Annotated in this window: 16 protein-coding genes; 4 read left to right on the forward strand and 12 right to left on the reverse strand. The window is 74.9% G+C overall.

All coding sequences use genetic code 11. From position 1 onward, the window contains the following. Positions 1-64 precede the first annotated feature (64 nt). The 4 genes from infB to rimP all read right to left on the reverse strand — a co-directional run bounded on the left by infB (position 65) and on the right by rimP (position 4,918). Positions 65-2,887 carry a translation initiation factor IF-2 gene (infB, locus tag J3473_RS10130; protein ID WP_207023089.1) on the reverse strand — a complete coding sequence of 941 codons (2,823 nt, stop codon included), beginning with the start codon at positions 2,885-2,887 and terminating at the stop codon, positions 65-67. Between the two features lie 130 nt (positions 2,888-3,017). Continuing rightward, positions 3,018-3,224 (reverse strand): YlxR family protein, encoded by a 207-nt coding sequence (locus J3473_RS10135; protein WP_242525806.1) that lies wholly within the window; start codon positions 3,222-3,224, stop codon positions 3,018-3,020. Positions 3,225-3,328: 104 nt separating this feature from the next. Then, complete coding sequence (gene nusA, locus J3473_RS10140; RefSeq protein ID WP_030528038.1) at positions 3,329-4,393, reverse strand: transcription termination factor NusA; 1,065 nt, start codon at positions 4,391-4,393, stop codon at positions 3,329-3,331. Between the two features lie 3 nt (positions 4,394-4,396). Beyond that, the gene (rimP, locus tag J3473_RS10145; RefSeq protein WP_030528037.1) at positions 4,397-4,918 is read right to left on the reverse strand and encodes a ribosome maturation factor RimP; all 522 of its coding nucleotides are present in this window, start codon (positions 4,916-4,918) and stop codon (positions 4,397-4,399) included. Positions 4,919-5,020: 102 nt separating this feature from the next. Between rimP and J3473_RS10150 the strand changes: the two genes are divergently transcribed. Further along, positions 5,021-5,944 (forward strand): DUF4439 domain-containing protein, encoded by a 924-nt coding sequence (locus J3473_RS10150; RefSeq protein WP_207023091.1) that lies wholly within the window; start codon positions 5,021-5,023, stop codon positions 5,942-5,944. Next, positions 5,941-6,834, forward strand: coding sequence for an aminoglycoside phosphotransferase family protein (locus J3473_RS10155; RefSeq protein WP_207023093.1), 894 nt, complete (start codon positions 5,941-5,943; stop codon positions 6,832-6,834). Before J3473_RS10150 ends, J3473_RS10155 begins: the two co-directional genes overlap by 4 nt. 48 nt (positions 6,835-6,882) lie before the next feature. On the opposite strand, the gene J3473_RS10160 is transcribed toward J3473_RS10155, so the two are convergent. From J3473_RS10160 to J3473_RS10180, 5 genes are all read right to left on the reverse strand, one after another. Then, entirely contained in the window at positions 6,883-7,359 is a 477-nt protein-coding gene (locus tag J3473_RS10160; protein WP_030528034.1) for a (2Fe-2S)-binding protein, read from the reverse strand. Between the two features lie 10 nt (positions 7,360-7,369). Next, positions 7,370-9,715 (reverse strand): molybdopterin cofactor-binding domain-containing protein, encoded by a 2,346-nt coding sequence (locus J3473_RS10165; RefSeq protein WP_207023095.1) that lies wholly within the window; start codon positions 9,713-9,715, stop codon positions 7,370-7,372. Between the two features lie 127 nt (positions 9,716-9,842). Continuing rightward, positions 9,843-10,904, reverse strand: coding sequence for an ABC transporter ATP-binding protein (locus J3473_RS10170; protein WP_207023097.1), 1,062 nt, complete (start codon positions 10,902-10,904; stop codon positions 9,843-9,845). Next, positions 10,901-12,496: an iron ABC transporter permease gene (locus tag J3473_RS10175; protein WP_242525807.1), complete on the reverse strand. Its 1,596-nt coding sequence runs from the start codon at positions 12,494-12,496 to the stop codon at positions 10,901-10,903. Before J3473_RS10175 ends, J3473_RS10170 begins: the two co-directional genes overlap by 4 nt. Then, the gene (locus J3473_RS10180; RefSeq protein WP_030528030.1) at positions 12,497-13,528 is read right to left on the reverse strand and encodes an extracellular solute-binding protein; all 1,032 of its coding nucleotides are present in this window, start codon (positions 13,526-13,528) and stop codon (positions 12,497-12,499) included. Positions 13,529-13,677: 149 nt separating this feature from the next. On the opposite strand from J3473_RS10180, the gene J3473_RS10185 reads away from it, so the two are divergent. Then, on the forward strand, positions 13,678-16,320 hold the full coding sequence (locus J3473_RS10185; protein ID WP_207023100.1) for an AMP-binding protein: 2,643 nt from the start codon (positions 13,678-13,680) through the stop codon (positions 16,318-16,320). Here the strand turns inward: J3473_RS10185 and J3473_RS10190 are convergent. Continuing rightward, positions 16,236-16,652: a pyridoxamine 5'-phosphate oxidase family protein gene (locus J3473_RS10190; RefSeq protein ID WP_207023103.1), complete on the reverse strand. Its 417-nt coding sequence runs from the start codon at positions 16,650-16,652 to the stop codon at positions 16,236-16,238. The genes J3473_RS10185 and J3473_RS10190 overlap by 85 nt on opposite strands. A 108-nt stretch (positions 16,653-16,760) precedes the next feature. On the opposite strand from J3473_RS10190, the gene J3473_RS10195 reads away from it, so the two are divergent. Beyond that, positions 16,761-18,752 (forward strand): thioredoxin domain-containing protein, encoded by a 1,992-nt coding sequence (locus tag J3473_RS10195; RefSeq protein ID WP_207023105.1) that lies wholly within the window; start codon positions 16,761-16,763, stop codon positions 18,750-18,752. Positions 18,753-19,210: 458 nt separating this feature from the next. Here the strand turns inward: J3473_RS10195 and J3473_RS10200 are convergent, their stop codons facing one another. Beyond that, positions 19,211-19,990, reverse strand: coding sequence for an FAD:protein FMN transferase (locus J3473_RS10200; protein WP_242525808.1), 780 nt, complete (start codon positions 19,988-19,990; stop codon positions 19,211-19,213). Then, positions 19,987-20,538, reverse strand: a complete 552-nt coding sequence (locus J3473_RS10205; RefSeq protein WP_207023107.1) for an FMN-binding protein — start codon at positions 20,536-20,538, stop codon at positions 19,987-19,989. Before J3473_RS10205 ends, J3473_RS10200 begins: the two co-directional genes overlap by 4 nt. Positions 20,539-20,544: the final 6 nt, after the last annotated feature.

Genomic DNA, 20,544 nt, shown 5'->3' on the forward strand with positions numbered 1-20,544 from the left:
TCGAGGGAACAGGACACGCCGTGCGCCCCGGAGGGCACACGGCGTGTTCTGTTCACTCGATGCGTCAGGCGCGCGGCTTCTCCCGCATCTCGTAGGTGGTGATGAGGTCCTCGAGCTGGAGGTCGTTGTAGGACCCGAGGTTGATGCCGCACTCGAAGCCCTCGCGGACCTCGGTGACGTCGTCCTTGAACCGGCGCAGACCGGCCACCTCGACGTTCTCGGCCACGACCACACCGTTGCGGGTGATGCGGGCCTTCGTCCCACGCCTGATCTCGCCGCTGCGGACGATCGAGCCGGCGATGTTGCCGAACTTGCTCGAGCGGAAGATCTCGCGGATCTCCGCCGAACCGAGCTCGACCTCCTCGAACTCCGGCTTGAGCATGCCCTTGAGGGCCTGCTCGATCTCGTCGATCGCCTGGTAGATGACCGGGTAGTACCGGATCTCGACGCCCTCGCGCTCGGCGACCTCGGCGTTCTGGCCCTCGGCCCGCACGTTGAAGCCGATGATGATCGCGTTGGACGCCATCGCCAGGTTGATGTTGTTCAGCGTGATCGCGCCGACGCCGCGGTCGATGATCCGCAGGTCGACCTCGTCGCCCACGTCGATCTGCAGCAGGGCGTCCTCGAGCGCCTCGACCGAACCCGACACGTCACCCTTGAGGATGAGGTTGAGGGTGTCGACCTTGCCCGCCGCGAGGGCCTCGTTGAGGTCCTCGAGCGAGATGCGCTTGCGGGCCTTGGCCAGGCTGGCCTGGCGGTCGGCGGCCTCGCGCTTCTCGGCGATCTGGCGCGCGGTGCGGTCGTCGGGGGCGACGACGAAGGTGTCGCCGGCCCGCGGGACCGAGGAGAGGCCGAGCACCTGGACCGGACGCGACGGGGTCGCCTCCGAGACGTTCTGGCCGTGCTCGTCGAGCATGGCGCGGACGCGGCCGTGGGCCGAGCCGGCGACGATCGCGTCACCGACGTTGAGGGTGCCGGACTGGATGAGGACGGTGGCCGTCGCACCGCGACCCTTGTCGAGGTTGGCCTCGATCGCGACACCACGGGCGTCGCGGTCGGGGTTGGCCCGCAGGTCGAGCGCGGCGTCCGCGGTGAGCAGGACGGCCTCGAGGAGGCTGTCGATGTTCTGCCCCTGCTTCGCGGAGACGTCGACGAACATCGTCTCGCCGCCGTACTCCTCGGCCACGAGGTTGTACTCGGTCAGCTGCTGGCGGATCTTGCTCGGGTTCGCGCCGTCGACGTCGATCTTGTTGACCGCGACGACGATCGGCACGTCGGCCGCCTGCATGTGGTTGAGCGCCTCGATGGTCTGCGGCATGACGCCGTCGTCCGCCGCCACCACGAGGATCGCGATGTCGGTGACCTTCGCACCACGGGCACGCATGGCGGTGAACGCCTCGTGACCCGGGGTGTCGATGAAGGTGATCGGACGGTCGACGCCCTCGTGCTCGCGGTGGATCTGGTAGGCACCGATGTGCTGCGTGATGCCACCGGCCTCGCCGCCCGCGACGTCCTCGTTGCGGATGGCGTCGAGCAGGCGCGTCTTGCCGTGGTCGACGTGGCCGACGACGGTGACGACCGGCGGACGGGCCTCGAGGTCCTCGTCGTCCTCCGAGTCGATGCCGAACTCCAGGTCGATGCTGAAGGAGTCGTAGAGCTCGCGCTCCTCCTCCTCCGGCGAGACCATCCGGATGTCGTAGCCGAGCTCGGTGCCGAGGACCTTGAAGGTGTCCTCGTCGAGGCTCTGGGTCGCCGTGGCCATCTCACCGAGGTGGAACAGCACGGTGACGAGCGCACCGGGGTTGGCGTTGATCTTGTCCGCGAAGTCGCTGATGCTCGCGCCCTGGCGGATCTGGATGACGGTCGAGCCGTCGCCGCGGGGGACGCTGACGCCGCCGATCGACGGCGCCTGCATCTGCTCGAACTCGGCGCGCTTGGCGCGCTTGGACTTGCGGGCGCGGCCCGGACGACCGCCACCGCGGCCGAACGCACCCTGGGTGCTGCCGCGGCCACCGCGACCGCCGGGACCACCCGGACGGCCGGCGAAGCCACCGCCACCACCGGGACGGCCGGCGCCACCGGCACCCGGACGACCGCCGCCGCGGGCCGGACGCTCGCCGGGGCGTGCGACCGCGCTGCGGTCGGGCATCATGCCGGGGCTGGGACGCGCGCCACCGGGACGGGGGCCGCCGGTGCCCGCCGGGGCACCCGGACGCGGACCGCCGGGGCGGTTCTGCGGACGGGGCATGCCCTGGCTCGGGGCGAAGGGGTTGTTGCCCGGGCGCGGGGCGGACTCGCGGCTGCGGCCCATCCCCTGGCTCGGGGCGTACGGGTTGTTGCCCGGGCGCGGGCCCGACGGGCGGGGACCGCCCGGACGCGGGCCGGCGGAGCCACCCTCGCGCGCCGCGGGGGCGGAGGGAGCGGCGGGCGCCGGTGCGGCGGGGGCCGCCGGGGCCGGGGCCTTGGGGGCCGGGGCCTTCGGGCCGGGCGTCGCCGGAGCCGGCGCGGACGGCGCCGCGGCGGCGGGCGCCGCCGGGGCCGGGGCGGCCGGAGCCGGGGTGGCCGGGGCCGCGGGGGCCTTCGGGCCGGGGGTGGCCGGAGCCGGCGCGGACGGGGCCGCGGCGGCAGGCTGCTGGGGGGCCGCCGGGGCGGCGGGAGCGGCCGGAGCCGCCGGGGCGGCGGGGGCCTTGGGGGCGGGCGCCTCGGCGGCGGCCTTCGGGGCCGCGGCCTCGACGGGGAACCGCTCGTTGTAGCGCCGGACCACCGGCGCCTCGATCGTCGAGCTGGCGCTCTTGACGTACTCGCCCATCTCGTTGAGGCGCTCGAGGACGACCTTGCTGGTCTCCCCGCGCTCCTTCGCAAGTGCGCTCACACGGACTTTAGACACATCTCTCCTGTCCAGGTCCGTGCCGGGGCGGCGCGGACCGTCGTTACAGCTGGGGGGTGCTCATCGCTGAGGACTCATCGGGTGCTCATTGCGTTCAAACCCGCTTCCGGTTCTGTCGTGCATCTGACGGTCACTCCTGCTCGAGGCCCTCGACCCAGGCCCGCACCTCGGTGGTGTCCGGGGCGGCACCGGCTCGCAGTGCGCGCCCGAACGCCCTCCGACGGACGGCGAGGTCGAGACACGAGACGCTCGGGTGCAGCCAGGCGCCGCGTCCCGGGCGACGGCGCCCGGGGTCGGGGAGGACCGTGGGGCCCTGCTCCGCCTGCCCGAGTACCACTCGCAGGAGTGCCGACCGGCTATCCGTCCCCCGGCACCCGATGCACGTGCGCACGGACCCCGACGTCCGGAGTCCAGTCCGGTCGGTTCGCACCAGTCTACCGCCTATGCGGGCCCGGGCGTGTCGCGGGCACCCGTGGACCCCCCGCGGCCGGCGTCGGTGTCGGGCCGGATGTCGATCCGCCAGCCGGTCAGCTTGGCCGCGAGACGGGCGTTCTGCCCCTCGCGGCCGATGGCCAGCGAGAGCTGGTAGTCGGGGACGACGACGCGCGCGGCGCGCAGCGTCGGGTCGACGACCTCGACCGACTGCACGCGCGCCGGCGACAGGGCCGAGGCGATGAAGGACGAGGGGTCCTTGCTCCAGTCGACGATGTCGATCTTCTCGCCCTGGAGCTCGGCCATGACGGCGCGGACGCGGGCGCCCATCGGGCCGATGCAGGCGCCCTTGGCGTTGAGGCCGGGGACGGTCGAGTGCACGGCGATCTTCGTGCGGTGCCCCGCCTCGCGGGCCAGGGCCGCGATCTCGACGCTGCCGTCGGCGATCTCGGGCACCTCGAGCGCGAAGAGCTTGCGGACGAGGTTGGGGTGGGTGCGCGAGAGCCCGATCTGCGGGCCGCGGGGGCCGCGCTTGACCGAGACGACGAAGGTGCGCAGCCGCTGGCCGTGCTGGTAGGTCTCGCCGGGCACCTGCTCGGCGAGCGGGAGGATGCCCTCGATGGTGCCGAAGTCGACGAGCACGTGCTGCGGGTTCGGGCTCTGCTGGACGACGCCGGCGACGATGTCGCCCTCGCGGCCCTTGAAGTCGCCGAGGATCGCGTCGTCCTCGATGTCGCGCATCCGCTGGACGATGACCTGGCGGGCCGTCGACGCCGCGACGCGGCCGAAGCCGGTCGGGGTGTCGTCGAACTCCGGGCCGAGCTCGCGGCGCGGGCGGGCGGGGTTGCCCTCCTCGTCGACCTCGCCCTCGGGCGCCGGGACCTCGTGCTCCTCGCGCGCCCAGATGACGACGTGGCCCGTCTTGCGGTCCAGCTCGGCGCGCGCGGAGCGGTAGTGCCCGTCGGTGCGCTGGTAGGCCAGCAGCAGGGCCTGCTCGATGGCGGGGACGATGATGTCCAGCGAGATGCCGCGCTCGCGCTCCAGGGCGCGCAGGGCGGCGAGGTCGATGTCCACGGGTCAGCTCTCCTTCGGGTCGTCGTCGCGGCGCGAGAACTCGACCTGCACGGCGGCGTGGTCGAGGTCGGGGTAGGCCAGCGGGACGGTGCGGGCGGGGGTCTTGGCGGTGGCGGGGACCTCGAGCACGAGGCCCGCGCGGTCGGCGGCCACGAGTCGTCCGGTGGTCTCGCCGTCGGCGGTCCGGGCGGTGACGAGGCGGCCGACGTTGCGCTGGAAGTGGCGCGGCAGGGTGAGCGGGCGACCGACCCCGGCGGAGGAGACCTCGAGGGTGTAGGGCTGCTCCCCCATCACGTCGCTGGTGTCGAGGGCCTCGCTGACGGCGCGGGTGGCGTCGGCGACCTCGTCGAGGGAGAGGGGGGTGGTCGGCTCGGTGACGCGGTCGACGTCGCCGAGGTCGCGCTCGATGAGGACGCGCACGACGCGGCGCTTGCCGGCCGGCGTGACGGTGACGTCCTCGAGGACGAGGCCGGCTCCGGCCAGGCCCTCCTCGAGGACGGGTCGGACGCTGTCCGCGGTGGCCATGACGCCGGTCTCCTCTCCCTGTGCAGTTCTCGTCCCGGCTCGCGCCGGGGGCACCACTCTAGGGCCCCGCGACGCGTGCTCGCACCGTGGCATGATGGCGCGGTGCCGGCCGACGACCCCCGGCGTCCGGGGCGGCGCCTGCTGCTCGCCGGCACCGGGACCGTCCTCCTGGGCGCGCTCACGGGGTGCGGCGTCCGCCTCGAGGACGACGCCCCACGCCTGCCCCTCGTGCCCACCCGTCGTCCCCTCCCGGCGAAGGACCTGATGGCGGCCCTCGTCCGCGACACCGCGGTCCTCGCCGCCGACGCGTCCGCGCTCGGCGACGACCTCGGCACGGACCTCGCGACCGCCCACCGGCGACAGGTGACCGTGCTGCGCACGACGCTGCTGCGGGCCGGCGTGCCCGCGGACGCCCTCGACCCGACCCCCTCCCCCTCCCCCTCCTCGACGACCGACGCGCAGGGGCTGCGGTCCGACGTCGCCGCCCGGGAGTCGGCGGCCGCGGCGGCGGCGTCGTCGTTCGCGGCGGCTCCCGCCGAGCTGCTGCCGAGCCTCGCGGCGCTGCACGCGCAGCGCGTCGCGGCGGCGGCCCTGCTCGGCGAGCCGGCCCGGCCGGCGGGGGACCCGCCGGCCGGGACCGGCCCCACGGACGCGGTGTCCGCCCTCCGGAGGGCCTGCTACCTGCTCGAGGTCGCGGCCGCGCGCTCCGCCGGCGCCCGGCGCGAGCGGGCCGTCGTCACCCTCGGCGTGCTGCGCGCCCTGTGCGACGACGCCGCGCGCCCGGGCCAGCCCCCGCCGGCCCTCGGGTACCCGCTGCCCTTCGCCGTCGAGACCGGGGCCGACGTGGACCGGCTCGTCGCACGGGCCACGACCGACCTGCGCTCGTCGCTCGGCGCGGCCCTGCCCGCGCTCCTCGCGACCGACGCGCCGACCGGTCTCGCGGGCGCGGCCCGCTGGCTCGGTGGCGTCGAGGTCGAGGTGCACCGGTGGGGCGGGTCCCTCGTGCCGTTCCCGGGGCTCACGTGACCGTCGAGCTGCCCCCGGAATGGGCGGCTCGGGTCGTCACCTACCCGGCGGACGGCGGCCCGACCGGGGAGGACTGGCTGGCGACCGTCCCCCGGCTCGTCACGCAGGCGCTGGAGCGGTGGGATCTCGTCCTCGACGACGGACCGGCGGGCACCGGGTGGACGGCCCTCGTCCTGCCCGTTCGCCGCGGCACCGAGCGCCTCGCGCTCAAGGTCGGCTGGCCGCACCCCGAGGGCACGCACGAGCACCTCGCCCTGCGCACGTGGGGCGGGGAGGGCGCGGTGCGCCTCGTCGCGGCCCTGCCGTCCGACGGCCTGCTGCTCCTCGACCGGCTCGAGCGCACCGACCTGACGGACGCGTGGGACGAGGAGGCCTGCGCCGTCGTCGGCGGGCTGCTGCGGCGCCTCCACGTGCCGGCCCCGCCGCAGGTCCCGCGCATCGCCGCCTACCTCGAGCCGCACCTGGAGCGGATGGCCTCACGACCCGCCGTCCCGCGGCGCCTCGTCACGCGCACGCTCGGGCTCGCGCGCGACCTCCTGCCGGGGGCGCCGGAGCTCCTCCTGCACACCGACCTGCACTACGAGAACGTGCTGCTCCACCCGCAGGAGGGCTGGACGGCGATCGACCCCAAGCCGGTCGCGGGGCACCCCGGCTTCGACCTCTGGCCGGTGCTGCGCAACCGGTTCGCGGAGATGGGCACCGGCTCGGCCTTCCGCTGGTCGGTGCGCCGACGGCTCGAGGTCGTGGCCGAGGCCGCGGGCCTCGACCCGGACGAGGCACGCGCCTGGACGCTGCTGCGCGCCGGGGTGGAGGTCAGCTGGGCGAGCGCGCTCGAGGGCGACGAGGCCGTCACGGCGTGCATCGCCCTGCACAAGGCGCTCGACGAGTGACCGCGGGTCGCGCCGCCCCCTCGTGACGGCACGACCCGCGGCGGGTCGTCACATCCGCTCGGCGCCGTCCCGGATCGCCTCCCGGATGCGGGTGTAGGTGCCGCAGCGGCAGATGTTGCGGATGCCGTCGAGGTCGGCGTCGGTGATGGCGCGGCCCTCAGCCCGGACGCGGCGCACGAGCGCCACCGCGGCCATGATCTGGCCGGGCTGGCAGTAGCCGCACTGCGCGACGTCGTGGTCGACCCACGCCTGCTGCATCGGGTGCAGGTCGGCGTCGACGGTGTCGGCGAGGCCCTCGATGGTCGTCACCTCGTCGTCGGGCGCGAGGTCGCCGACCCGGACCGAGCAGGGGTTGAACGCCTTGCCGTTGACGTGCGACGTGCACGCCTTGCAGACGTTGATGCCGCACCCGTACTTGGGCCCGGTGAGGCGCAGGACGTCCCGGAGGACCCAGAGGAGGCGGACGTCGTCGGCCACGTCGACCGTGACCCGCTCGCCGTTGACGAGGAAGGTGTGCTGGGGCATGGCTGGCTCCTCAGGAGGTGTACGACAGGCCGTCGGTCGGCGACTCGGGCACGGACGGGACGAAGCTCTTCGGGGTGAAGGAGACCGTCCCGTGGTTGACGGGGAAGCGGGTCGGGACCTTGCCGGTCGCCCGGGCGTAGGCGCACGCGACCGCGGCCACCGAGGCCGCGACGCCGGCCTCACCGGCGCCGCCGGGCAGCTCCTCGTCGGAGGGCATGACGATGCACCGGAACTCGGGCGGGACGTTCCACTGCCGCGTGTAGAAGTAGTTGTCCCAGCTCGCCTCGAGGAAGTGGCCGTCCTGCAGGTGGTTGCTGCTCGTGAGGGCGAGGGCGATGCCGTCGGCGACGCCGCCCATCATCTGCGCCTCGAGCCCGCGCGGGTTGACGACGAGCCCGGCGTCGACCGCGATGACCGCCTTCGTGACGCGCGGGCCGGTGACGGCGTCGCGGATCTTCCGGTTGACGGTCGCGGGCCGCGTGTCGAGCTCGACGAGCACCGCCGTCGCACCCTTGTACTCGGTGTGGACGGCGATGCCCTGGGTCACGCCCTTCGGCAGCGCGCGACCCCACCCGCCGGCCTTCGCGACCGCCTGGAGGCAGCGCTTGGCCTTCGCGTTGCGCAGGAACGACATCCGGAAGGAGTAGGGGTCCTTGCCGAAGCGCTTGGCGATCTGGTCGACGGCCAGCTCGTTGGCGGTCGCGACGTCCGGGCTGTAGATGTTGCGCATGCTGCCGGTGTTGAACCGGGTGTCGACCTCGTTGAGCAGCTGCGTGACGACGCCGAAGTCGTAGGGCAGCTCCTGGGTCAGCGTGAAGATCGACTGCGAGAGGCTGAGCCCGCCGAGGTTGGCCGGCAGCTCGGCCGCGAGGGCGGTGAGCCGCTCCCCCAGCCCGTGGCCGAAGTCGGTGACGACGCTGGTGTGCCGCTGCTCGAAGGTGAGGACCTGGCCGGCCAGCATCGTCGCCCGCACCCGCGAGGTCGCCATCGGGTGCGTGCGCCCCTGGCGCGGCTCGTCGGCGCGGTGCCACATGAGCTTGACCGGCTTGCCCATCGCCTTGGAGATCTTGGCGGCCTCGATGGCGGCGTCACCGAACAGCTTGTGCCCGAACGACCCTCCGCCGGTGACGACGTTGACGGTGACCTTCGAGATCGGCAGGCCGACCGCGCGGGCCACGTTGCGCTGCGCCACGAGCGGCGCCTTGAGGCCGGCCCACACGGTGGCGCGGTCCCGACGGACGTCGGCGATGGCGCAGTTCGGCTCCAGCGCAGCGCTGCTGCGGAACATGAACTCCACCCGCAGGTCCAGGGTGCTCGCGAGCACCGGCACCTTCGGGACGACCATCGGCAGCTCGGCCCGGCGCAGCTCGGCGAGGATGGACTCGTCGTCCTCGCCGTCGACCGGCCCGCCGTTCCACTGCACGTCGAGCGCGCGGACGGCGTCGATGCACTGGCCGAAGGTCGCGGCCCGGACGGCGACACCGGTGTCGACGGTGACGACGTCGGTCACACCCGGCATCGCCTTCACCGTCGCGAGGTTGCGGACCGCGCGCGGCGAGCCGTTGAGCGTCGGCGGGCGGCACACCATCGTCGGCAGCGCGCCCTCCACGAAGAGGTCCATCGTGAACTGCTTGCGGCCGGTCACGGCGGCGACGGCGTCGTCGCGGCCGTGCGAGGTGCCGATGACCGAGAACTCGCGGCGGGGCGTCAGCGAGACCTCGACCGCGACGTCCTCCGTGCTCGCGGCGAGCGTCGACAGCTGCCCGTAGGTGAGCGTGGCGCCGGTCGGTCCGGTGACGACGCCGGCCTTCGTCGTGAGGGCCGAGAGCTGCGCGCCGAGCTCGGTGGCGGCGGCCCGCAGGAGCGCGCCGCGGGCGGTGGCGGCCGCGACGCGGATCGGCGTGAACATCGACTGCATCGTGTTCGAGCCGCCGGTCAGCTGGTTGAAGACGAGCTCGGGCCGCGCCGGCGCGAGGGTGACGCGGACGCGGTCGACGGGCAGGTCGAGCTCCTCGGCGATGATCATCGCCGCGGCCGTCGTGATGCCCTGGCCGACCTCCATCCGCGGGATCGCGAAGTGGGCGACGCCGTCCTCGTCGAGGTCGATCCGGATGAGCTGCGAGGTCGGCAGGGCCGAGTTGGTCTGCAGGTCACCGAGGTCGAAGATCTCGGGCACCTGCGGGGGGCTCGGCACCGCGGCGGACGCGCTCGGGGCGCCGCTCGACAGGTCGGCGGCGACGGCCAGGGTGCCGCTCGCAAGCACCCAGCCGATGAGGCGGCGGCGGCTGACGCCGGGGCGGTCCGGTGGTTCCGAGGCGGGGGTCTCGGGCGTACGGGAGGTCGGGGCGGTCGTCATCGACGGTCCTTCCTGCACCCACCGACCGGACACGTCGTCGTGCCCGCAGGGGGATCGGGCGGCGCGGGTACCGAACGTTCGGAGCCGACCCCCGGACCGGATGGGTCCGGGTTCGGATCAGGTCCGGTCAGCCGATGCCGGGCGCGCCGCCGGCCGTGAGGAGGTGCGGCCGGCCGTCGACCGTCACCTCCACCCGGGAGCCCACCGGCGGCGGCGGGGTGTGCGAGGTGCGCGCGCGGACGAGGACGTCGGCGGTGTCGAGGTGCACCTCGACGAGCGCGTCGTGACCGAAGTAGGCGACGTGGCGCACCTCCCCCGTCGGCGCCACGGCACCGGTCCGGGCGTCGGCCAGGCGCAGCTGCTCGGGGCGGATCATCACCTCGACCGGGCCCGCGGCGGCGCGGCGGTCGGCCGGGAGGTCGCCGAGCGCGCAGTGCACGATCCCGGCCTCGAGCACGCCGGGGAGGAAGCACGCCTCGCCGAGCGAGAGCGCGGAGCGGCGGTCGGCCGGCGACGAGTAGACGAGCGAGGGGGCGCCGACCTGGCTGAGCCGGCCCTCGTGCATGACGGCGACCTCGTCGGCGAACGAGAGGGCCTCGGCCTGGTCGTGGGTGACGAGCACGACGGTCGCGCCCTCGTGCGCCAGCGCGTCGGCGACGGCCTCACGGGTCGTGGCGCGCAGCTCGGGGTCGAGCGCGGAGAACGGCTCGTCGAGGAGGACGACGCGGGGACGCCGGGCCAGGGCGCGGGCGAGCGCCACCCGCTGCTGCTGACCGCCCGAGAGCTGGTCGGGGCGGCGGGAGGCGGTCTCGGCGGGCAACCCGACGAGCTCGAGCAGCTCGGCGACGCGCTCGCGCGCGCGACGCTCCCGTCGGGGCAGGCCGTAGGACAGGTTGGCCGCGACGTCGAGGTGCGGGAAGAGGTTGCCCTCCTGGGCGACGTAGCCGAAGCCGCGCTTCTCCGGGGGCACCCACGTACCGGGGCCGGCCACGAGCTCGTCACCGATGCGGACCTCGCCCGCGTCGGGGCGCATGAAGCCGGCGACGACCCGCAGCAGCGTCGTCTTGCCGCAGCCCGACGGGCCGAGCACCGCGGTCGTCGTGCCCGAGGCGACGGTGAGGTCGATGCCGTGCAGCACGGGCGTGCGGGGGTGCGACGCGGTGATGCCGGTGAGGCGCAGGGCGGTCACGGGGTGTGCTCCTCGGGGCCGCTGCGCAGCAGCAGCCAGGTCAGGGGTGCGGACAGGAGGACCAACGCGGCAGCGTACGGCGCGGCGGCCGCGTAGTCGAGGGAGGCGCTCGCCTCCCAGAACGCCGTCGACAGCGTCTGGGTGCCGGTCGGGGCGAGCAGGAGGGTCGCGGTCAGCTCGGTCGAGACGGCGATGGCGACCAGGGCCGAGCCGGCGAGGGTGCCGCGCAGCATGAGCGGCAGCTGCACCCGCACGAACGTCCGCAGCGGTCCGTCGCCGAGCGAGCGCGCGGCGTCGGAGAGCTCCGGCGGCACCGCTGCGACGGCGGCCCGCGTCGAGACCATCGCGCGCGGGATGAAGAGCACGACGTAGGCGAGGACGAGCACCGCCGAGGTCTGGTAGAGCGAGCGGGCCCAGGTGATCGAGAGGGTGATGAGCGCGAGGGCGACGACGACGCCGGGCACCGACGAGGCGAGGTAGCTGACCCGCTCGACGAGCACGCCGAACCACGTGCGCCGGCGGGCGAGCAGCCACGCGGCGGGCAGCGTGGCGAGCGTGGTGACCAGGGCCGCGACGAGCGCGAGCCGGACCGTCGACCACAGGGCGGGCCAGAGCACCGTCGGCTCCAGCGCCTCCTCCGGGCGGGTGAGCCACGTGCCCGTCACCCAGGCGGGCACGCCGACGGCGAGCACGGCGAGCGCGGTGACGGCGAGCAGCGCGAGGGGCGTCGCCCGGCCGAGCCGCGCCCGGGCCGGGCGGCGGGCCGCGCCCGAGCCGACCCGCACGTACCGGGTGCGGCCGCGGGCGAGCAGCTCGACCGTGAGCAGGGCGACGGCGAGGCCGACGAGCACGAGGGCGAGGACGCTGCCGGAGCGGCTGTCGAAGGCCACGTCGAACTGGTCGAGGATCGCCGTCGTGAAGGTCGGGAAGCGGAGCATCTCGAGCGCGCCGAACTCCGACAGCAGGTGCAGCGCGACGAGCAGGACGCCACCGAGCAGCGCCGGGCGGACCTGCGCGAGACCGACCTTCGCGACCGTGCGCCACGGGCCGAGCCCGAGGGCGCGCGCGGCCTCCTCGAGCCCGGGGTCGGCCGACCGCAGCATCGCGGCCACCGGGAGGAAGACGAACGGGAAGTACGACAGCGTCGTCACCAGCACCGCTCCCCCGAGGCCCTCGAGGCCCGGCAGCACGGTGGACCAGGCGAAGCTGTTGACGAAGGCCGGGATGGCCAGCGGCGCGACGAACAGCACGCGCCACAGGCCGGCGAGCGGCAGGCTGGTGCGCTCGACGAGCCAGGCGGCCCCGACGCCGAGGACGGTGGCGAGCGTGCCGGTCAGCGCGACGAGCGCGAGCGTGTTGCGCATCAGCTCGCCGACGCGCGGGCGGAACAGGAGCGCAGCGACCTCGGACGGCCCGGCCTCGAAGGCCTTGAGCGCGACGACGGCCAGCGGCAGCAGGCACACCAGCGCGACGAGGACCGCGCCGAGGCGCAGACCGGGGCTGCCGCCACCCTGCCGACGACGCCGCGGGGACGCCGCCGACGCCGACCCCGGCGTGGGGGTCGGCGTCGTGACGGGCGCGGTGGTCGACACCTAGAGCAGACCGGCCTTCGTCATGAGCGAGATGACCTCGGGGCCGTTGAGGGTGAAGGGGTCGATCTGCGGGGCCTCGAGGGTGTCGAGCGGCGGCAGGGCGGGGTCGGAGGCGGCGTCACGGCCGACCGCGTACTCCTTGGAGGCCGTGGTGCCGAGCGCCTGCTGGCCCTGCTGGGAGGTGACGAAGGCGAGGAACTTCTGCGCGTCGGCCTGCTTCGTGCTGCTCTTGAGGACGGCGCCGCCGGAGAGGCTGACGAACGCGCCGGGGTCCTCGTTCTTGAAGTAGTGCAGCTTCGTGTTGCCGCTGCCGGACTTGTTGAGGGCCTGGTCGCGGTACCAGTAGTAGTGGTAGATCACGCCCATCGCCGACTGGCCGGCGTTGACGGCCTTCATCGTCGCGATGTTGTTCTGGTAGACCTTCGCGTTCTTCTTGAGCGCGTCGAGCCACGCGGCGGTCTTCTCCTCGCCCTCGGTCGCGAGGACCGCGGAGACGATGGCCTGGAAGTCGGCGCCCCCGGCCGCGGCGCCCCACTGGCCGGCGTACTTCGGGTCGGCGAGGTCCATCAGCGAGGACGGCAGGTCCTGCTCGGAGATCTTCGAGGGGTTGTAGACGAGCACGGTCGAGCGGGCCGCGATGCCGACCCAGTCCTTCGAGGACGGCGCGTAACCCGGGCCGACCTGCGCCAGCGTCGAGGCGTCGACCGGCGCGAGCAGGCCCGCGCGCTCGACGGTCGTCATCGCCGGGGAGTTCTCGGTGAGGAAGACGTCGGCCGGGGAGCTCGCGCCCTCCTGGACGATCTGCGAGCCCATCGAGGAGTCGTTGCCGTAGCGGACCTGCACCTCGATGCCGGTCTTCTCCTGGAACTCCTTGCCCCACTCCTCGGTGAGGTTCTTGTGCTGGGCGCTGTAGATCGTCAGCTTCGAGGAGTCGAGGTCGTCGCCGGCCTCGAGGGTGCTCTCGCCGCAGGCGGCGAGGCCGAGCAGCGCGACGAGCGCGGCGGCCGTGGCGGACAGGGTCCGGCGTCTCACCGAGTCATCCTCCGTCTGTGTAGGGAAGGCTTGCCTAACTCGGTCCAGCGTAACGGAGCGCTGAGCGTGCCCACGACCGGCCCGGGGCGCGAGACGGATCACACCGCCCGTCTTGCGTTAGGTGTGCCTAACCTTATTGACTGTCCGCCGTGCCCACCCTGCTCGCCACCGCCCCGCTGCCCGGCGCGCCGTCGCCGACGCTCGCGCCCGACGGCGTCAGCCTGACGCGGCTCGCGGCCCTCGGCGGGCGGACCGCCCTGCACACGGCCGACGGGCCGGTGTCGTACGCCGACCTCGCGGCGCGCGCCGCCGACGTCGTCGGGCTGCTGCCCTCGGGGCGCTCGCTCGTCCACGTCCGGGCGAGCGCGACGGTGGCGACGGTCGCCCAGCTCGTGGCGGCGCGGGCCGCCGGGCACGTCGTGCTGCTCTCGGCCCCCGGGCGCGCTGCGCGGTCGCTGGCCGAGGCCTACGACCCCGACGTCGTCCTCGCCGTCGAGGGCGTCGACGTGCTCCGGCCGACGAGCGCGCACGACCTGCACCCCGAGCTCGCGCTGCTCATGAGCACGAGCGGGTCCACCGGTTCGCCCAAGCTCGTCCGGCTCTCGCAGCGCAACCTGCTGGCCAACACGGCGCAGGTCCGGGCGGCCCTGGGGGTCCGGTCCGACGACGTCGCGGCGCTCACCCTGCCGCTCAGCTACTGCTACGGCCTCTCGGTCCTGCTGTCCCACCTCGACGCCGGCGCGTCCGTCCTCCTCACGGACCTCTCCGTCGTCGACGACTGCTTCTGGGACCAGGCGCGCGCGGCCGGCGTCACGACCATCCCGGGTGTCCCGCACACCTTCGAGCTGCTCGAGCGGAGCGGCTTCGCCGAGCGCTCGCTCCCGACGCTGCGGCAGCTGACGCAGGCCGGCGGCCGGATGGACCCCGAGCGCGTCCGCCGCGTGGCCCGGCTCGGCCGCGAGCGCGGTCACGAGCTCGTCGTCATGTACGGCCAGTGCGAGGCGACCGCTCGGATGGCTTGTCTCGCAGGCGATCTCGTGGAGGAGCACCCCGACTGCGTCGGCACCCCGGTGCCCGGTGGGTCGGTGCGCATCGACGACGGCGAGATCGTCTACGCCGGCCCCAACGTGATGCTCGGGTACGCCGAGCACCCCGCGGACCTGGCGCTCGGCCGCACCGTCCACGAGCTGCGCACCGGCGACCTCGGCGAGGTGACGCCCGAGGGCCTCCTGCGCGTCACCGGCCGGCGGGCGCGCTTCGTCAAGGTGCTCGGCCACCGGGTCGACCTCGACACCGTCGAGGGTGCGCTGCGCGCCGACGGCCACGACGTGCGTGTCGCCGGCCGTGACGGGCTGCTCGCGGTGTCCGCCCGCGGGGCGTCGTCCGCGCCGGCCCGGGAGCGGGTCCGCCGGGCCGCGGTCCGCGCCTCGGGGGTCCCGGCCGACGCGGTGCGCGTCGTCGCGGTCGCGGAGCACCCGCTGCTGCCGTCGGGCAAGCCGGACCACCGGGCCGTCCTGGCCCAGGCGGCACCGACCGAGGTCGAGGTCGGCGCCGAGGCCGTCGCGAGCGACGCCGGGGTGGCGGCGCTGTACTCCACCCTGCTGCACCGACCCGCGGCGCCCGACAGCACGTTCGCGTCGCTCGGTGGCGACTCGCTGTCCTTCGTCGAGGTGTCGGTGCGGCTGGAGGAGCTGCTCGGGCACCTCCCCCGCGGCTGGCACCTGATGACCGTCGCGCAGCTGGACGCTCTGCGCCGCAGCCCGGTTCGCGCGTCGGGGCTACGCCTCCCCCGCTGGCGCACCGTCGAGACGAGCGTGGCCCTGCGGGCTCTCGCCATCGTCCTCGTCGTCGGCACGCACACGCACGTGTTCACGCTGCAGGGCAGCGCCAACGCCCTCCTCGTCGTCGCCGGCTTCCAGCTGGCGCGCTTCCAGCTCGCGAGCCCCGACCCGGGCGAGCGCAGCCGGGGGCTGCTCGGCGCCGCGCTGCGGATGGCCCTCCCGACGCTCGTCGTCGTCTGGGCGGCGCACTTCCTCCTCGGCCTCTACGCCCCGCGCAACCTCGTCCTCATGAACTGGGCGCTCGGTGCCGAGCACCTCGGGCCGCCGTGGCGCTTCTGGTTCGTCGAGGCCCTCCTCGTCGCGCTCGTCGGCATCGGTCTGCTCGTGCGCGTCCCCGGCGTCACGGCCCTCGACGGGCGCCACCCGCTGCTGTTCCCGGTCGGCCTGTCGGTCGCGGCCTTCGTCGCCTTCCGTCTGCCGGTGCTCGACCTGCCGACGCCGCGGATGCAGGGCGCCGCGCTCGTCGTGCTCCACCTGGTCCTGCTCGGCTGGGCCCTGGCCCGGGCGACCTCCACCGGGCAGCGGCTGGCCCTCACCGCCGTGTCCGCCGCGATGGTGATGACGTTCTCGGGCAACCCCTCCCGCGACGGGCTGACCCTCGCCTGCGTGCTCGCGCTGCTCTGGGTCCCGACGGTGCGACTGCCCGGGCCGGTGGTCCCCGTCGCGCGGGTCCTCGCCTCCGCGTCGCTGTTCGTCTACGTCGCGCACTGGCAGGTGCTCCAGTGGACCTGGGGGCTGCCCGAGCACGGGCCGGTCCTCGGGCTCGTCCTCGGCACCGCCGCGGGTCTGGCCTACTGGTGGCTGTGGACCGGCCCGGTGACGAGCGGCTGGTCCCGCCTCGTCGCCCTCGGTCGGGCGCGGCGACCTCAGTCGGCCTTGGCCTCGCCCCAGCCGTGCCAGTGGCTGACCTCGACCCAGCAGCTGATCCGCCGGCGGTCGCGCACCCGGTAGTCCTGTCCGCCGTAGAGGTTCGAGAGGCGGTCGATGTCCGCCATCGCCCGCTCCGGGTCCTCCTCCCACCGCACGATGCGCCCCCGGATGCTCACGTGCGTGTACCAGCTGCCCTCCTCGAGGGCGGTCAGCGCGACCTCGGGCCGCCGGCGCATCCACGACACCCGCGCTCGCTCGGCGTCCATGTTGAGCAGGACCGAGCCGTCGTCCTCGAGGAGGTACCAGGTGGCCACGGACATCGGGGAGCCGTCCGGCCGGAGGACCGCGACGACGGCCGGGTTGGGCCGGCGGAAGAGCTCGGCGACGTCTGGGGGCAGCGGGGCCTTGGGCACGGTGGGTCTCCTCGATCGGCAGCCGGGACGGTCGCCTCCAGCATGCCTGCACGAAGGCACCGCAGGCGCCCCGGCGCCCGGCCGGGTCGCCGCCCGTACGGTGGGGTGATGGCGAACCGGCTCGCGGCATCCCTCTCCCCCTACCTCCTGCAGCACGCCGACAACCCCGTCGACTGGTGGGAGTGGGGCGACGAGGCCTTCGCCGAGGCACGACGACGGGACGTGCCCGTGCTGCTGTCGGTCGGGTACGCCGCGTGCCACTGGTGCCACGTCATGGCGCACGAGTCCTTCGAGGACGACGAGGTCGCACGCGTCCTCCTCGACGGGTTCGTCGCCGTCAAGGTCGACCGCGAGGAGCGCCCCGACGTCGACGCCGTCTACATGGCCGCGACCACCGCGCTGACGGGTCAGGGCGGCTGGCCGATGACGTGCCTCCTGACCCCCGACGGCGACCCGTTCTTCGCCGGCACCTACCTCCCGCGGGCGCACTTCCTCGGGCTGCTCGACAACGCGTCGCGGGTCTGGCGCGAGCAGCGCGACCAGGTCCTCGCCTCCGGCGCGCACGTCGCGCAGCGGCTACGCGAGGTGACCGGTCCCCCGGCCCCGGCGCCCGTCCCGGCCGACGTCCTCGACGGGGCCGTCGTGCGCCTGCGCAGCCAGTACGACGAGGTGCGGGGCGGGTTCGGCGGCGCCCCGAAGTTCCCGCCGTCGATGGTGCTCGAGTTCCTCCTGCGCCACCACGCGCGCACCGGGTCCGCCGACGCCCTCGCGATGGCCCGTCACACCGGCGAGGCGATGGCCCGCGGCGGGATGTACGACCAGCTGGCCGGCGGCTTCGCGCGGTACGCGGTCGACGCCTCGTGGGTGGTGCCGCACTTCGAGAAGATGCTCTACGACAACGCCCTCCTGCTGCGCGTCTACGCCCACCTCTGGCGGGTCACCGGCGACCCCCTGGCCCGGCGGGTCGCGGAGGAGACCGCCGACTTCGTGGTCCGCGACCTCGGCACCCCCGAGGGGGCGTTCGCCTCCGCCCTCGACGCCGACACCGTCGTCGACGGCACGTCGCACGAGGGCCTGACCTACGCCTGGACCCCGGCGCAGCTCGCGGAGGTGCTCGGCGCGGACGACGGCGCCCGCGCCGCGGCCCTGCTCGCCGTCACCGACGACGGCACCTTCGAGCACGGCAGCTCCACCCTGCAGCTGCGGCGCGACCCCGAGGACGCCACGTGGTGGTCCGCCACCCGCGCCCGCCTGCTCGAGGCCAGGGGGTCCCGTCCGCAGCCGGCGCGCGACGACAAGGTCGTCACGGCCTGGAACGGCCTCGCCATCGCCGGGCTCGCCGACGCCGGGGCTCTGCTCGGGCGGCCCGACCTCGTCGACGCCGCGGCGCGCGCCGCCGACCACGTCCTCGCGACGCACGACGTCGACGGGACGCTGCACCGCACCTCGCGCGCCGGTCGCGTGTCGGCCGCACCCGCCGTCCTCGACGACCACGGCGACCTCGCCGAGGGGCTCCTGGCGCTGCACCAGGCCACCGGCGAGGCGCGCTGGCTCGTGCGCGCGGGTGACCTCCTCGACCGCGCCCTCGCGGGCTTCGTCGACGCCGACGGCGCCCTGCACGACACCGCCCACGACGCGCCGGGGCTGTTCGCGCGCCCGGCGAGCCGCAGCGACAACGCCGAGCCGTCGGGCGCCGCGGCCCTGGCCGGGGCGCTCCTCACGTACTCCGCCCTCACCGGCTCGGGCCGGCACCGCGAGGCCGCCGACCGCGCGCTGGCCGCCTGTGGCTCGGTGGCTGCGTCCGAGCCACGCTTCGCCGGATGGGCCCTGGCGGTCGCCGAGGCCGCCGTGGCCGGACCGCTCCAGGTGGCCGTCGTCGGCGAGGGGCCGGAGGCCGACGCGATGCTCGCCGCGGTCCGGGCGTCGACCTCGCCCGGGCTCGTGCACGTCGCCGGCCGGCCGGACGCCCCCGGCATCCCCCTGCTGGCCGACCGTCCCCTCGTGGACGGCGCAGCCGCCGCCTACGTGTGCCGCGGCTTCGTCTGCGACCGGCCGGTCACCGACGCCGAGTCGCTGGCCGAGGCCCTCCCGCGGGGCTGAGCGGGCGGCTGCCGTCCGTGGGCCGGGGCCCACGGACGCCGGGCGGCACAGAGGGAAGGCGACCGGCGCTCGGCGCGGCCACCGCCGTCCCGGCGCCCGCCGACCCGCGCTGCAGCCACCCGTGGGCGACCGGCGCCGGGCCGAGCGAGCCCCGCGGCGACGCCGCAGGACCCGCCGGGTCCGAGGGAGCCGACGACCGGCACGGCGGAGCAGCGGTGGCGCACCGCAGGTGCGCCACCCGACGGGCCCGGGGCGTCGGCGGGTGCGGACGCGGGAGCACGCGGAGCTGCGATCGGACCATGACCCGGCCTGTGGCTCGAGCCGGGACCCCCTGCTGAAGCCCGGCGTGGTGCGTCGAACATAGCAGCGGCCGCGCGCCCGCGGCAGGGGCCTCCTGCGGCGGTGGACAACCCCCCGCGGCCTCGTAAACCCCGCTGTGCCACAGGCGCGGACGTTCGTCAGAGGACGATGAGCGAGTACTCCGGGTCACGCTCCGGGAGCATCCGGGCCACCCGCTCGGGGTCCACCCACGCGGCCGTCGCCCACACGTCGGCCCACGTGAGGTCGGGACCCACGACCGTGCACGAGCCGGGTCGCGCGACCCCTCGCCCGGTCCGCGGGTCGACGACGTGGGCGCCGCGTGCGGCCGCCCCGGAGGTCGCGACGCCACCGCGGCGCACTGCCACGACGTCCGCGACCCGGCCCGGCGTGCGCGGATCCTCGAGCCCGATCCGCCACGTCGGCGCGGTGACGGACGGCCCGGGCCCCACCCCGACGGCGACGTCGCCGCCGGCCCCGAGGCTGTAGGCGATCTCGGGCACGACGGCGAGGTGCTCCGCGGCCCCGGCGGCGGCCCAGCCCTTGACCAGACCGGTCGGGTCGAACACCGGGCGGCCACCCGCGCGCGAGCGCCAGGCGGAGAACAGGCCGTCGGTGCGCTCCTCGGCCTCGAGGCAGAGCCCGACGACGTCCGCGACCCAGCCGTGCACGTCGTCGACCTCACCGTGCTGGAGGCGCAGCAGGTCGCTGTCGGCGCGCCACGTCGAGAAGACCGCGTCGGCCCGCCGCAGGTGCGCGAAGGCCCGCCGGACCGCGGCCTCGATGTCGGGGCGGGTCGGCTCGACGGCCCGCACGTGGATGCTCACCGCGGTGCCCATCACGTGCTCCACCCAGGCCCGGCGGGCGAGGACCGGCGGCGCCGGGGCGGCGGGGGCCACGGGGATCTCGGCGGTGATCACAGGTTCGCCTGGTCGATCGCGGACTGCAGCGACTGGATGTAGCCGTCGGAGGTGAACGTCGCCCCCGAGACCATGTCGATCCCGGCGTCCTGAGCCTGCACGGCCTCGTCGTTGAGGATCGGCACGGCGTAGCCGTTGATCTCCTGGTCGCGGTGGTCGCTCCACGGCACCTGCGTCACGGCCGACTTCGTGATCTTCCCGTCCTTGACGGTGATCTCGACCTGCACCGGCCCGTACCGCGTCTGGATCGCGTCGCCGGTGTAGGTCTTCGCGGCGGACGACGAGGACTTCTTCGTCGTCGAGGGGGACGGTGTCGCGCTCGAGGTGTCCGAGGACCCGGACGAGGACGAGCCGGACGACGAGGAAGAGTCGTCGCTCGAGCCGCTCGACGTCCCGTCGCCGCTCGCGGCGTCGGGCACCGCGGCGCCGCCGGCGTTGGCGTCGCCGAGCGCCACGGTGGTCGCGCCCTGCCCGGTCGAGGTGTGGTAGCTGAAGAGCAGGACGAGCGCCGAGACCGTGCTCAGCAGCCAGGTGGTGATGCGTCGCATCGTGGA

The organism is Phycicoccus sp. DTK01 (assembly GCF_017312765.1).
Classification (GTDB): domain Bacteria; phylum Actinomycetota; class Actinomycetes; order Actinomycetales; family Dermatophilaceae; genus Phycicoccus; species Phycicoccus jejuensis.

Excerpts from the sequence above, each read along its gene's own strand:
- J3473_RS10205 (WP_207023107.1), bottom strand. The coding sequence starts at position 20,538 with ATGCGACGCATCACCACCTGGCTGCTGAGCACGGTCTCGGCGCTCGTC.
- J3473_RS10160 (WP_030528034.1), bottom strand. The coding sequence starts at position 7,359 with ATGCCCCAGCACACCTTCCTCGTCAACGGCGAGCGGGTCACGGTCGAC.
- J3473_RS10195 (WP_207023105.1), top strand. The coding sequence starts at position 16,761 with ATGGCGAACCGGCTCGCGGCATCCCTCTCCCCCTACCTCCTGCAGCAC.
- rimP (WP_030528037.1), bottom strand. The coding sequence starts at position 4,918 with ATGGCCACCGCGGACAGCGTCCGACCCGTCCTCGAGGAGGGCCTGGCC.
- J3473_RS10165 (WP_207023095.1), bottom strand. The coding sequence starts at position 9,715 with ATGACGACCGCCCCGACCTCCCGTACGCCCGAGACCCCCGCCTCGGAA.